Genomic DNA, 14,160 nt, shown 5'->3' with positions numbered 1-14,160 from the left:
TTGTAGAGAGCGCTTGCCGAAAGGCGGCAACCTCCCGCCGTGCGGCGGCGACTGACGGTGTGCAACCCGTCTGTCCCCCACTCGGGAGGTACGCACCGTGCAGCACCCCCACCCCCACCCGCACCGGCGCGGGCCGCGCAGACGCGCCCTCGTCTCCGCCCTGGCCGCGGCAGCCCTCGCCGGCGCCGGTCTCACCGCGCTCACCACCGGTTCCGCCGAGGCGGCCACCGCCCGGCAGGTCGAGGCCCTCGACCGGGGCGTCGTCAGCGTCCACACCGACAGCGGCAACCTGATCAGCTGGCGCTGGCTCGGCACCGACCCCGACGGCGTGTCGTTCAACGTCTACCGCGCCGGTACGAAGGTGAACGCGTCCCCGGTCACCGGCTCGACCGACTACTTCCACTCCGGGGCGCCCGACTCGGCCGACTACACGGTCCGCGCGATCGTGAACGGCGTCGAGCAGGGCGACTCCGTGCACGCGGTCCAGTTCCGCGCCGGCTACAAGGACGTGCCCATCAGCGCGCCCGCCGGGGGCACCACACCGGACGGCGTCTCCTACACCTACGAGGCCAACGACGTCTCCGTCGGCGACCTCGACGGCGACGGCGCGCTCGACTTCGTCCTGAAGTGGCAGCCCACCAACGCCAAGGACAACTCGCAGTCCGGCTACACCGGCAGCACCGTCGTCGACGGCATCAGGCTCGACGGCACCCGGCTGTGGCGCGTCGACCTCGGCCGCAACATCCGCTCCGGCGCCCACTACACGCAGTTCCAGGTGTACGACTACGACGGCGACGGCCGGGCCGAGGTCGCCATGAAGACGGCCGACGGCACCCGGGACGGCCAGGGCAAGGTGATCGGCAGCTCCTCCGCGGACTACCGCAACTCCAGCGGCTACGTGCTGTCCGGGCCCGAGTACCTGACCATGTTCGACGGCCGGTCGGGGGCGGCGATGGGCACCGTCGACTACGTACCGGCGCGCGGCACGGTCTCGTCGTGGGGCGACTCGTACGGCAACCGCGTCGACCGCTTCCTCGCCGGGACCGCCTACCTGGACGGCAGCCGGCCCTCCCTGATCATGGCCCGCGGCTACTACACCCGGACGGTCGTCGCCGCCTGGGACTGGCGCGACGGTGCCTTCACCCGCCGCTGGACCTTCGACACCGACTCCTCCACCAACAAGGGCAAGGGCTACGACGGCCAGGGCAACCACCAGCTGTCCGTCGCGGACGTCGACGGCGACGGCAAGGACGAGATCGTGTACGGCTCGATGGCCGTCGACGACAACGGCTCCGCCCTGTGGACCACGAGGAACGGCCACGGTGACGCCCTGCACGTCGGCGACCTCGACCCGTCCCGGGCGGGCCTGGAGGAGTTCAAGGTCGACGAGGACTCCTCGAAACCGTCGTCCTGGATGGCGGACGCGCGGACCGGCCAGGTCATCTGGTCGACGGCCGCCAACGGTGACAACGGCCGCGGCGTCTCCGGCGACATCTGGCCGGGCAGCGCCGGCGCGGAGTCCTGGTCGTCGTCCGAGAGCGGCATACGCAACCCCAAGGGCAGCGTCGTCGCGAGCCGCAAGCCCTCCAGCACCAACTTCCTGGCCTGGTGGGACGGCGACACCGTCCGCGAACTCCTCGACGGCACCTACATCGACAAGTACGGCACCTCGTCCGACACCCGTCTGCTGACCGGCTCCGGGGTCCACTCCAACAACGGGACCAAGGCGACCCCGTCCCTGTCCGGCGACATCCTCGGCGACTGGCGCGAGGAGGTCGTCTGGCCGTCCACCGACAACACGGCCCTGCGCATCTACTCGACCCCCGCCGAGACCAGCACCAGGATCACCACCCTCCTCCACGACACCCAGTACCGCACCGCCCTGGCCTGGCAGAACACCGCTTACAACCAGCCGCCCCACCCGAGCTTCTTCATCGGCGGCGGCATGCCCACGGCACCCCGGCCGACGGTGTACACGCCGTAGGGGAAAGCGCGAAAAGGGGGCGCGCGCCGATGGCTTCGGCGCGCGCCCCTCTGTTCTCCGCGCATTCTCGGGGAGGGCTGCGGTCAGGTCACCGCGCAGGTCTCGTCGCCGACCTCGAACGCCGGCGGCCTCCCGTTGGTGCCCGTCCAGCTTCCGGTGAAGCCGAAGGTCACCGAGGAACCCGGGGCCACGTTCGCGTTCCAGGTGGCGTCACTCGCGGAGACGGCGGCGCCGGACTGCGACTGCTCGGCGTTCCAGATCGCGGTGATCTTCTGCCCGTCGGGGAACGTCCAGTCCAGGGACCAGCCGTGCCAGGCGTCGGAGCCTGTGTTGGTGAGTGACACGTCGGCCTGGAAACCGCCCGGCCACTGGTTGGTGACCTTGTACGTCACCGCGCAGGCGCCGCCCGGCGTGGGACCCGTACCGCCGTCGTCACCGCCGCCGCCGTCGTCGCCTCCGCCCGTGTCGGAGGTGTCGCCGTAGATGACGCCGCGTCCGTTCGTCGACACGTACACCCGGCCGTACACGCGCGGGTCACCGGTGATCGCGGCGCCCGTCCAGCCCCACTGGTGGGCGTCGTCGTTGACGCGGGTCCAGGTCGCGCCCTTGTCGGTGGAGCGGAAGATGCCGCGCACCCCGCCGATCTTCGCGCTGGTATAGAGCGTCTGGTACGAGGCGCCCGGCGCCGCCTTGCCGAAGCCGACGGTGTCGGCCTCCTCGACGTTCGTCAGCTTGGTCCAGCTCGCCCCGGCGTCGGCCGAGTGCCACAGGCCGTACGCCCCGTCGCTCGCCCCGCCGGCCAGCCACACGTCGCCCTTCGTGCCGGGCAGCGCCTTGAAGCGGACGCTGTCGCCGCTCGGCAGGCCGGTCGCCGACGACGCGGTGAAGGTCGCGCCGCCGTCCGTACTGACGTAGAAGTCGCCGGACTTGAAGCCGTAGAAGGTCTTCGCGTCGGCGCGGTCCGACTCCACGACGGCGCCGGACGGGATGCCGCTCGACGCCTGCCAGGACGTCCCGAAGCCCGTCGTGTACTGCACACCCGCGCCCGCCGGGCTCCACACGAAGCGGCTGCCGTCCGCGCCGGCCGCGACCGTCCCGCCGCCGCTCACCCCCGAAGGGTCCGTCCCGGCGAACCAGTTGGCCCCGTTGTCCGTCGAGAAGGCGATGTGCGGACCGGAGTCCAGGTCGCCGACCCGGACGACCGTGTCAGGGTCACTCTCGGCGAAGTCCAGGCTCGTCGTCGAGGTGAAGTTCGGCGAGGTGTACATCATCGGGGGGACCTCGGTGAGATCCGTGTGCCGGAAACCGCCGATGTCACCGAGGGCGCTGAACAGCCGGGCGCCGCCGGACGGGGGAGCGGCGAGGTCGTTGACGGCCGTCTCCTCCAGCCCCTTCACCATCGGCGTGATGGTGAACCGGCTTCCGCCGTCCCAGTGGGTCAGGTCCTCCGTGCCGTAGATCGTCGCACCCGTGCCGTACATCATCCGGTCCGAGTCGAACGGGTCGATCTCCAGCGCCTCCGTCATCCATCCGAGCTTCGGGGTCTGTTCGGGCGGGGAGGGATCGGCGCCCCAGGTCAGCCACGGCGACGAGGAGACGTCCATCGTGTAGCGGTTCGAGCGGTCGGGGTACGAGGAGTAGTCCCAGGCCTGCGACCAGGTCCCGCCGCTGTCGGTGGACCGGAAGATCTGGGTGTCCGGCCACCAGGAGCTGTACGCGGTGGCCATCACCGTCCCCGGATGCTGCCGGTCGACGGTCAGGCCCGCGAAGCCGTAGTACGTGTCGGCCTCCGCCACCGGGCTGATGTCCGTCCAGGTCCCGGTCTTGGTCGCGTACCGCCACAACTGCCCCTTGCCGCCGTCGTACGGGCCGCCCTTGTCGCTGTACGCGAGGTAGAGGTAGCCGTTCTCGGCGTCCAGGACACCCTTGTGGGCGAGGTAGCCGGTGGGCTGCCCGACCAGCCGTGACCAGGTGGCGCCCGCGTCGGTCGAGCGGTACACCGAGTTGTCCTTGTCGGCGACGCCGACGTACACCGTCTTCGTCGCGTTTCCCGGCGTCCCCGTGGACTCGTCGAAGGTGACCCAGACGATGCCCTGGTTGTCGTTCGCGTACCCGGAGGTGTCGGTGGCGTCCTGGACGTAGTCGCCGACGTTCGGGAAATCCGTCACCTGGGACCAGTCGGCGCCGGAGTCCGTCGACCGCCACAGCCCCTTGCCGCTGGGGGCGCCCAGATAGAGCACGCTGTTCTTGTTCGGGTCGACGGCGAGGCGCTCACCCATGCCGCGGCCCGGCATGTTGCCGCCCAGCTTGAACGGCAGGTCCGCCTTCTTCCAGCTCGCGCCCCGGTCCTCGGACCTGAGGACGGCGCCGTTCGTCGGGTCCCAGCCGTTGGTGTACGTGCCGACCGCCGCGTACACCTTGTCCGGGTCGACGGAGTCCGACGCGAGGCTGACGACACCGGTGTGCCCCCAGTCGTCCCAGCCGACCGAGTCGAGCAGCGGTGTCCACGTCTTCGACGACTGCTGCCAGCGGTAGGCGCCGCCGATGTCGGTCCGGGCGTAGGCGAGGTTCTTCTCGGAGCGGTTGAAGACGATGCCGGGGACGAAGCCCCCGCCGTCGACGCGCGCGTTCTTCCAGGTGTACGAGTCGGCGGCGGACGTGGTCCCGGACGTGCCCGCGGCCAGCGCCGGCGGCGAGCCCGCGAGCAGACCGGCCGCGAGGGTCAGCACGGCCGCGAGCACACGGCTCCTTCCGGCGGCCCGGCCTGTTCCTCTGGTTCTTCGCACAGGTGTCCTCTCCTTGAAGTGGGGGGCAGGGGAAAACGCGAAGGCCGGGCGGACCCCAGGGAGGAGGGGTCCGCCCGGCCCGGAGGCCCTGCCCGTGCGGGACAGGGCCGTGTACGCGGAGCCATAGCGGGGACTATTCGAGGAGCTCCGCGTACGAGCCCATGGCGAGTGCGATGTCCGCCTGGGCCCAGAACCGGTGGTACGTGAACGTGGGCGCGGCGCCGCCCTGGAGATAGCTCTCGATCTTCGACCACGCCGGGTCGTCCTGGTAGAAGGACCGCAGCGAGGCGAAGGTCGACGAGGAGTCGATCTTGTCGCCGTTGGGCATGGTGCCGCTGAAGCCGCTCGGGACGTACACCCCGTCGTCGAAGCGGTTGTAGTCGGCGCGGGTCTCCGGCACGGCCACACCGAGGCCGTCCTGGTAGTTGTCCCACATGCCGTCGAGCAGCGCCTTGGCCGTCGTCTTCGCCTCCGTGTCACCGGACTTGTCGGCGTAGTACGTCAGCGTCTTGGCGTACGCGGCCGCCACGCCCACGTCGTTGGTGTAGTCGGCGACGGTCACGTGCAGACCGCTGTTGTCGCCGGGGCTCGACGCGTTCCAGGTGTCGGGGGCGCCCGACCAGTGGAGCGTGGACGGGATCTGGTAGGTGCCGTCCGGGTTGACCGTGGTCTCGGACAGCGCCCAGTCGACCCACTTGTCGAGGACCGCCTTGGCGTCCGCGTCGCCCGTCTGCTGGTAGTACTCGGCGACGCGTTCCATGGACCACGCCTGGAAGCCGAACCACTGGTTGGACGGCGGGTCGTGGTACACGGGCTGCTGGTCGTAGTACATGCCGTAGAAGGTCGGCGTCCCGGCCGGCGGGGTCGCGTAGCGGCCCGCCCAGCTGTTGGTGGCGCCGCCCGCGATGCCGCCCTCGTCGGACTGCAGCCAGCGGTAGAACTCCAGCTGCCGGTCCAGGGACTTGGCCCAGTCCGTCTGACCCGTCGCCGACTTGGGCTTCAGGTCGGCGTACGAGCTGAGCGCGTACGCGGCGAGCGGGTTCTGGTAGCCGCCGTGGGTGTGGCTGGAGCCGATGCGCCAGGCCCAGCCCGCCGAGGTGTCGGTGGCACCGCCCCAGGCGTAGTACCAGGAGAGCAGGTAGTGCGAGGCGTCCTTGCCGGTGCCGGCCGCGCAGGTCGACGGACCGACACAGTTGCCGATCTTCTTGAAGTACTTGTCGTACATGGCGTAGCGGAGATAGTCGCCCATCTTCGCGGCCTTGCCGACGGTCGTCGACACGGCACTGCCCTTGCCCTGTTCCTTGGCCCACACGTCGGCCCAGTACGCGGCCTGCACGGCACGCGCGTCGGCGTCGGGGGCGTCGGTGTACTTCCACTGCTTGGCGTAGCTGGAGTCACCGGTGAACAGGTCCAGATAGCCGTTCTTGCCGCCGTACTTGAAGGCGTCACAGGTCGGCTGCGGGACCGTCTCCCAGACGGACTCCTGCACACCGCGCTGGAAGGTGTTGATGTACGAGGGCCCGGTCGCGGTGGGACCGGCCTCGCACTTGCCGGGCTCGTTGCCGTAGCCGTAGACGTTGTCCACGTCCTGGAGCCAGTGCATCCCGTACACGTCGTCCGTGCCGTAGGCGCTCTTCAGCTCCGAGGCGATCGGGTCCGTGCCGACCGAGGCACCGGTGTCGAGCTTCGACGGGTACTCGTTCGGGGTGTCCAGCTCGGGCGCGTACGTCGCCGGCTTCGAGGCGTTGTAGAACGAGTTCGTCGGCTGGTCGGCGTGCGTGGGGATCATGTACTTCTCCATGATCTCCCAGGCCCCGTTGAACTTGGACCAGTCGCCGGTCACCTTGCCGTACATCGCCTGCAGCCACAGCAGATAGCTGTAGGCCTCCGACGTCGTCTCGTGGCCCTGGTCGGGCGCCTCCACGATCAGCGTCTCCACCGAGTGGTACGGAACGCCCTCGGGGGAGAAGTAGCCGTTCGCGGGGTTGGTGATCTTGCCGTAGAGGTCGAGGAACCGGGCGTCGTAGGCCTTGGAGCCGCCCAGCTCCGTCACGGTCACCGTGGCCTTGGCGTGTCCGGTGGCCGACGCGGTGAACGTCGCCGAGCCGGTGCCCGAGGAGTCCGCCGTGATCGTCACCTTCTGCGCGGTGTCCCAGTTGGACGGCGTGAAGGTGAGCGAGGATCCGCTGGTGACGGACAGGCCCGTGTTCCCGTCCGTGCGGGCGACCGAGACCGTGACGTTCGCGCTCGGCTCGGTGGAGAGCTTGACGTCGAAGGTGCCGGACTTGCCCTGCTGGACGCCGAGCTGGGAGGGCGAGGCGACCACGGCGGGGCCCGAGGCGACGGTGATGCCGACCGGGGTGGACTCCGCCGACGCGCCCAGGCTGTCGTAGGCCTTCGCGAGCAGCGAATGACTGCCCACGGTCAAGCCAGAGGCGGAGAACGAGAACGGTGCGCTGGTGTCGGTGCCCAGCAGGGTCGTGTCGTCGTAGAACTCGACCTTGCTGACGCTGGCCCCGTCGGCGGCCGCCGCGGTGGCGGCCAGCGGGACGGCCTCGCCCCGCGAGTACACCGCGCCCGCGGCCGGGCTGGTCAGCACGGCGACCGGCGGCTGGTGGGCGCCGGCGCACGTGGTGCCGTTGATCGCGAACGAGGTGGGCGCTGTGTTGGTGCCGCTGTACGTGAACTGTGCGCCGGTGGTGACGGCGGCCCCGGCGGCGACGTTCCCGTTCCATGAGGCGTTCTTGGCGGTGACGGTCTTCCCGGACTGGGACCAGGTGCCGTTCCAGCCGTTGCTGAGCTTCTGGTTGCCCGCGTAGTCGTAGGTGAGCGTCCAGCCGTTCAGGGCGTCCGTGCCCCGGTTGGTGATCGTCAGGTCCGCGGTGAAACCGGAACCCCAGTCGTTGGCCTTGTAGTCGACGCTGCACTGGACGGCGGCCGCCTGCGCCGGCGTCGAGCCGGTCGCGAGCGTCGTCAGCGGCAGTGCCAGGGCGGCCACCACGGCCGTCCACAGACGCCGCGCGGTGCGGCGTCTCCTCCTGGATCTGGGCGGGGGAGGCATGGGCTGGTCCCTCCTTGTCGGCTCGGACATGTGGGGGTGGAGCAACAAGCTGTGAACCAGTGGGAGCGCTCCCATAGTGGAGAGGGGGGTCCATGCGGTCAAGATGTGTGAGCAATCGAATTGATTCGACGGGGCAACCTCCGTACACCCTCTGTTCTTCGACATCACTAGGCGCTACCTTCAACCACACCAGTGGGAGCGGTTCCATCAGTCGACGCGTCTGTCACGACACGCCTGATCTGCAAGGAGTCGCTCATGCGACACCCCCCGCGTTCAGCTCTTTCAGTGGTCGGCGCGCCGGTCGCCCTCGTGGGCACCGCGTTCGCGCCGGTCGTCACGGCTTCAGGAGCCGCACCCGCGACGTGGACGCCGGGCCGATCCCTTCCCCCTCGCCGAGCGACCCTCCGGCGAGCGGTGAGGCACCGGCGCTCCACGTCCTGGGCGACGAGCTCGTCGAGTCCGCGTCCCTGATCTCCGACTGCGACGGGACACCCGCGTCGTTCGGCACCGGGCCGCGCGACCACCTGCGCGCCCTCAACGGATAGGAAACCCGCAACATGAGTCGTACCAGAACGGCCCTGCTCGCAGCACTCGCCCTGGTGGCGGGCAGTACCGGGGCCGCCGTCATAGCCGCACCGGTGCAGGCCGCGTCCTCGGCCGTCCCCTGCACCGTCGACTACAAGGTGCAGAACCAGTGGGACACCGGATTCACCACCTCCGTCACGGTCACCAACAACGGCTCCGCCAAGAGCTCGTGGGCCGTGAAGTGGTCGTACGCCGGCAATCAGAAGATCACCAACGGCTGGAACGCCAGGATCAGCCAGAGCGGCGGCGCCGTCACCGCGGCCAACGAGAGCTACAACGGCTCGCTGGGGAGCGGCGGTTCGGTCAGCTTCGGGTTCAACGGCACGTACAGCGGGACCAACGCGCTGCCGACCGGCTTCACGCTCGACGGCGTGACCTGCAACGTCGACGGCGGCACCGATCCGACCGATCCGACCGATCCGACCGACCCCACGGACCCGACCGACCCCGGTGACAAGGTCGACAACCCGTACGAGGGCGCCAAGGTCTATGTGAACCCGGAGTGGTCCGAGAAGGCCGCGGCCGAGCCCGGCGGCAGCAAGGTCGCCAACCAGCCCACGGGAGTCTGGCTCGACCGCATCGCCGCCATCGAGGGCGCGAACGGCGGCATGGGCCTGCGCGACCACCTCGACGCCGCCCTCGAACAGAAGGGCAGCAACGAGGAGGTCGTCCAGCTCGTCGTCTACGACCTCCCCGGACGTGACTGCGCGGCCCTCGCCTCCAACGGCGAACTCGGCCCGACGGAGATCGACCGGTACAAGTCGGAGTTCATCGACCCGATCGCCGACATCCTCTCCGACTCCAAGTACGCCTCGCTGCGGATCGTCACCACCATCGAGATCGACTCGCTGCCCAACCTCGTCACCAACACCGGCAGCCGCGCCACCGCCACGCCCGCGTGTGACGTGATGAAGGCGAACGGCAACTACATCAAGGGTGTCGGTTACGCCCTGCACAAGCTCGGCGACATTCCCAACGTCTACAACTACATCGACGCCGGGCACCACGGCTGGATCGGCTGGGACGACAACTTCGGTCCCTCCGCCGACCTGTTCAAGCAGGCCGCGACCGCCGAGGGCGCCACCGTCGACGACGTGCACGGCTTCATCACCAACACCGCCAACTACAGCGCGCTGAAGGAGAACAACTTCACCATCGACGACACGGTGAACGGCACCTCCGTCCGCCAGTCCAAGTGGGTCGACTGGAACCGCTACGTCGACGAGCTGTCGTTCGCGAAGGCGTTCCGCCAGAAGCTCGTCTCGGTCGGCTTCAACTCGGGCATCGGCATGCTGATCGACACGTCCCGCAACGGATGGGGCGGTTCCGCCCGTCCCACCGGACCTGGCGCGAAGACCAGTGTGGACACGTACGTGGACGGCGGACGCTACGACCGCCGGGTCAACACCGGCAACTGGTGCAACCAGGCCGGGGCGGGTCTCGGTGAGCGCCCGCAGGCGGCCCCGGAGGCGGGTATCGACGCCTACGTGTGGATGAAGCCCCCGGGGGAGTCGGACGGTTCCAGCTCCGCCATCGACAACGACGAGGGCAAGGGCTTCGACCGGATGTGCGACCCCACGTACACGGGCAACCCGCGCAACAACAACAGCGTCTCGGGTGCCCTGCCCGACGCTCCGGTGTCGGGCCACTGGTTCTCGGCCCAGTTCCAGGAGCTCATGAAGAACGCCTACCCGGCGCTGTGACGCCGGCCTGACAGGAAGGTGGGGGGCCGGGGCACCGACCCGGCCCCCACCCCTTCCCGCTGTCGGCCCACACGGTGCGCGCGGCGGTGCGGCCTGAGGCCCCACCACCGCGAGCACCCGTGCGGTGCCGTCAGTTGTTCTGCAGGAAGCGCCTCGCCAGGGAGTCGGCGAGCGAGACCGCGGCGCTGTGGCTCTCGATGGGGGACACCCGCGAGTTCTTGAACAGGATGTACGTCACCCCCGACTCGGCGCCGCCGGTCTCCGGGTCCGGGTCGATGCCCAGGGCCCGGGCGGTGGCGTACGACGCCTCGCCGATGATCCGGTCCGGGCCGGTGTCGCCGACCACCGCGTACTCCACCTTGCCGCCGTAGATCACCGCGACCACGCCGCCGCCCTCGATGCCGGCGTCCGCGTAGTCCCAGATGCCGCTCGGGCTCGGCACGACGACGTACGGCAGCGTGTCCGCCCGCAGGGGCCTGCCGTCGGACTGGTGGAACGCCGTGTCGTCCTGGAACCACGGGTCGGTGCCCTCGTTGCACCGGTCGGTGACCTGACCGTCGCAGTCGATGTCCATGTCGGCCTTCCAGAACACGGCGCCGTTCTTGCCGCACACCGGGACGGTGGCCGACGTCTCCTCGTCGGTCCGGTACGTCCCGTCGGAGACGCGGGAGCAGGAGGTGACCTTGGCGAGGAGGGCGGCCGCGTCGACCGAGCCCTCCCGCACCGACGCGGGGGAGGAGGGAGGTGCGGGGGAGGTGGCGCCGGAAGCGCCGGACGGGAGTGCCGCCGTGGTGAGGAGAGCGGCACAGGCCGCCGCGGCGAGGGTCAGTGTTCGTCGCGTGCGCACTGTGGGGGGACCCTTCTGTTAGGAAAGTTTCCTTACCGGGTTGCCGCACAATGTGGCGCTGTTTGCATGGCCGCGTCAAGACCTGGGAGGGCCTGATTCCGGTCCGGGCCGGTGCGCGGGTGTGCGCGGGTGCGCGCCGGAGCGGCCGGTGCGCCGGACAGGCCGCCGGCCCGGACGCACGAGGCGTCCGGGCCGGAAGGCGAGCGGGGCGGAGGGTGCCGGTCAGCCCACGTCGAAGGCCGCCGGGTCGGGACCCAGCCGCCGGTCCTCGTTCAGGGCGCTGATCGCGGCGATGTCCTCGGCGTCCAGGGTGAAGTCGAACACCTCGATGTTCTCCTTGATCCGGGACGGGGTCACGGACTTCGGAATCACGACGTTGCCGAGCTGCAGATGCCAGCGGAGCACGATCTGGGCTGGGGTGCGGCCGTGCTTCTGGGCGATGGCGACGATCGCCGGGACCTCCAGGAGTCCCCTGCCCGACCCGAGCGGGGACCACGCCTCGGTGGCGATGCCCTGCTCGGCGTGGTACTCACGCGCGGCCCGCTGCTGCAGGTGGGGGTGGAGCTCGATCTGGTTGACGGCCGGGATGACGGACGTCGCCCCGATCAGCGTCTCCAGATGGTCCTGGAGGAAGTTGGAGACGCCGATGGCCTTCGCGCGGCCGTCCGCGTAGATCTTCTCGAACGCCTTGTACGTGTCGACGTACGCGCCCTTGGCGGGCCGCGGCCAGTGGATCAGGTACAGGTCCACGTAGTCGAGGCCGAGCTTCTCCAGCGAGGTGTCGAAGGCGCGCAGGGTGCTGTCGTATCCCTGGTCGCTGTTCCAGAGCTTGGTGGTGACGAAGAGGTCCTCGCGGGCGATGCCGGAGGCGGCCACGGCCTTCCCGGTGCCCTCCTCGTTGCCGTAGATCGCCGCGGTGTCGATGCTGCGGTACCCGGCCTCCAGCGCGGTGGCGACGGCCCGCTCCGCCTCGTCGTCCGGCACCTGCCAGACGCCGAAACCGAGCTGAGGCATCTCAGCGCCGTTGTTCAGGATGATCGGGGGGACCTTGCTCACGAGCTCTCGATCCTTCAGTCGTCGGGTGGTACTCCCATGGTCAACGATCACGGGCCGTGATGCATTCCTGACCGGAGACCTCGCGTCCTCGGCCGTGGATCGGCCGAAAACGGACCGGCGCGCCGGGCCGGCGCGCGACCGGCGCCCGGGCCGCGTGCGACCGGCGTGCGAGGAAGGCCGCCACCGGCTCCCGCGGTCGTCCCGGGGCGCTCGCCGGGTACCCGTCGCGTCGCGTGTCACGCCTGGTAGAGCGCCTCGACCTCCACCGTGTACGCCTTCTCGATCGCCTTCCGCTTCAGTTTCAGCGACGGCGTCAGCAGCCCGTGCTCCTCCGTGAACTGGTGGGCCAGTATCCGGAAGGTGCGGATGGACTCGGCCTGCGAGACCAGCGTGTTCGCGGCGACCACCGCCCGTCGCACCTCGGTCTCCAGGTCCGGGTCGCGCACGAGTTCCGCGGGGCTCATCCGGGCCTTCCCGCGCATCTGCAGCCAGTGCTCGACGGCCTCGGAGTCCAGCGTGACCAGGGCCGCGATGTACGGGCGGTCGTTGCCGACCACGATGCACTGGGCGACCAGCGGATGGTCGCGGACCCGCTCCTCCAGGACGCCCGGCGAGACGCTCTTGCCGCCGGAGGTCACCAGGATCTCCTTCTTGCGCCCGGTGATCGTGAGGTAGCCGTCCTCGTCGAGGGAACCGAGGTCGCCGGTGGCGAGCCAGCCGTCGTGCAGGGTCGCGTCGGTGGCCTTCGGGTCGTTGAGGTAGCCCTGGAAGACGTTCCCGCCGTTGAGCCAGATCTCGCCGTCGTCCGCGATGTGCACGGTCGTGCCGGGGATCGCCTGCCCGACCGTGCCGAACCGGGTGCGTTCGGGCGGGTTCGCGGTGGCCGCGGCGGTGGACTCGGTGAGTCCGTATCCCTCGAAGATGGTGAGACCCGCCCCCGCGAAGAAGAGCCCGAGCCGCCGGTCCATCGCGGAGCCGCCCGACATCGCGTGCTTCATCCTGCCGCCCATGGCGGCGCGCACCTTGGAGTACACGAGCTTGTCGAAGAGCTGGTGCTGCATCCGCTGGGCCGCCGAGGGGCCCGGACCGATGCCCCAGGCCTTGGACTCCACCGCGTCCGCGTACCGCACGGCGGCGTCGACGGCCTTGTCGAAGGGACCCGACCTGCCCTCCTTCTCGGCCTTGCGGCGGGCGGCGTTGAACACCTTCTCGAAGATGTACGGCACGGCCAGGATGAACGTCGGCCGGAAGGCGGCGAGGTCCGGCAGCAGCGCCGCGGCGTTGAGCTGGGGCTGGTGGCCGAGCTTCACCCCGCCCCGGACGGCGGCGACCTCCACCATGCGTCCGAAGACGTGCGCGAGCGGCAGGAACAGCAGGGTGGACGCCTCGTCGCCGCGCCGGGAGTGGAAGACCGGCTCCCAGCGCTCGATGACCGTGTCGGCCTCGAACATGAAGTTCGCGTGGCTGAGGACGCAGCCCTTGGGCCGGCCGGTCGTCCCGGACGTGTAGATGATCGTCGCGATCGACTCGGGGGTGACCGCCCGCCGGTGCCGGTGCACCACCTCGTCCTCGATGTGCGCGCCCGCCTCGTACAGGGCCTGTACGGCGCCCACGTCGAGCTGCCACAGCTGGCGCAGCTGGGGGAGCCGGTCGATGACCGTGGCGATGGTCATCGCGTGGTCCTCGTGCTCCACCATCGCCGCGGACACCTGGGCGTCGTGCAGCATCCAGAAGACCTGCTCGGCGGAGGAGGTGGGGTAGAGGGGTACGACCTGGGCGCCGACGGTCCACAGCGCGAAGTCGAACAGCGTCCACTCGTAGCGCGTACGGCACATGATCGCGACACGGTCGCCGAAGCGGACGCCCTGGGCCAGCAGCCCCTTGGCCAGCGCCAGCACCTCGTCGCGGAACTCGGAGGACGTCACATCGCGCCACTGCCCGTCCTCGTCCTTGCGGCCGAGGGCGATGTGCTGCGGATCCGTCACGGCATGCTCGAACACGACGTCGGCCAGGCCGCCCACCGGGGGCGCCGACGCCGACGGAGGATTCGTGTACTCGTGCAATCCCGCTCCCAGTGGCTCCGCACAGCGCCGTGAAAGCTACCCCACCCGGCCGCCGGGCGGGAGGGGGGCACGAAA

At 70.0% G+C, this 14,160-nt stretch carries 8 protein-coding genes; 3 read left to right on the top strand and 5 right to left on the bottom strand.

Annotated features, from left to right (window positions below; genetic code table 11):
* The first annotated feature begins 97 nt into the window (after nucleotides 1-97).
* Nucleotides 98-1,984, top strand: coding sequence for a rhamnogalacturonan lyase (locus ACFY93_RS07715; protein ID WP_391354508.1), 1,887 nt, complete (start codon nucleotides 98-100; stop codon nucleotides 1,982-1,984).
* 83 nt (nucleotides 1,985-2,067) lie between these two features.
* Here the strand turns inward: ACFY93_RS07715 and ACFY93_RS07710 are convergent, their stop codons facing one another.
* Both ACFY93_RS07710 and ACFY93_RS07705 read right to left on the bottom strand, forming a co-directional pair.
* Nucleotides 2,068-4,725: a cellulose binding domain-containing protein gene (locus ACFY93_RS07710; RefSeq protein WP_391354506.1), complete on the bottom strand. Its 2,658-nt coding sequence runs from the start codon at nucleotides 4,723-4,725 to the stop codon at nucleotides 2,068-2,070.
* Nucleotides 4,726-4,903: 178 nt separating this feature from the next.
* Complete coding sequence (locus ACFY93_RS07705) at nucleotides 4,904-7,831, bottom strand: glycoside hydrolase family 48 protein (protein ID WP_391354504.1); 2,928 nt, start codon at nucleotides 7,829-7,831, stop codon at nucleotides 4,904-4,906.
* A 362-nt stretch (nucleotides 7,832-8,193) separates the two neighbouring features.
* Here ACFY93_RS07705 and ACFY93_RS07700 point away from each other — a divergent pair, with 362 nt between their 5' ends.
* Both ACFY93_RS07700 and ACFY93_RS07695 read left to right on the top strand, forming a co-directional pair.
* A complete protein-coding gene (locus ACFY93_RS07700) occupies nucleotides 8,194-8,376 on the top strand; it encodes a hypothetical protein (protein WP_391354502.1) in 183 nt (60 codons plus the stop codon).
* A gap of 12 nt (nucleotides 8,377-8,388) precedes the next feature.
* Nucleotides 8,389-10,119 carry a glycoside hydrolase family 6 protein gene (locus ACFY93_RS07695; RefSeq protein WP_391354500.1) on the top strand — a complete coding sequence of 577 codons (1,731 nt, stop codon included), beginning with the start codon at nucleotides 8,389-8,391 and terminating at the stop codon, nucleotides 10,117-10,119.
* 130 nt (nucleotides 10,120-10,249) lie between these two features.
* On the opposite strand, the gene ACFY93_RS07690 is transcribed toward ACFY93_RS07695, so the two are convergent.
* The 3 genes from ACFY93_RS07690 to ACFY93_RS07680 all read right to left on the bottom strand — a co-directional run bounded on the left by ACFY93_RS07690 (nucleotide 10,250) and on the right by ACFY93_RS07680 (nucleotide 14,085).
* A complete protein-coding gene (locus ACFY93_RS07690) occupies nucleotides 10,250-10,966 on the bottom strand; it encodes a glycoside hydrolase family 75 protein (protein WP_391354498.1) in 717 nt (238 codons plus the stop codon).
* Between the two features lie 222 nt (nucleotides 10,967-11,188).
* A complete protein-coding gene (locus ACFY93_RS07685; RefSeq protein WP_391354805.1) occupies nucleotides 11,189-11,980 on the bottom strand; it encodes an aldo/keto reductase in 792 nt (263 codons plus the stop codon).
* A 278-nt stretch (nucleotides 11,981-12,258) separates the two neighbouring features.
* Nucleotides 12,259-14,085, bottom strand: coding sequence for an AMP-binding protein (locus ACFY93_RS07680; protein WP_391354497.1), 1,827 nt, complete (start codon nucleotides 14,083-14,085; stop codon nucleotides 12,259-12,261).
* Nucleotides 14,086-14,160: the final 75 nt, after the last annotated feature.

The sequence above is a fragment of the Streptomyces sp. NPDC008313 genome (assembly GCF_042956125.1).
GTDB lineage: Bacteria > Actinomycetota > Actinomycetes > Streptomycetales > Streptomycetaceae > Streptomyces.
Note: the sequence above shows the minus strand (reverse complement) of the source record. Positions and strands in the feature narration are given on the sequence as shown.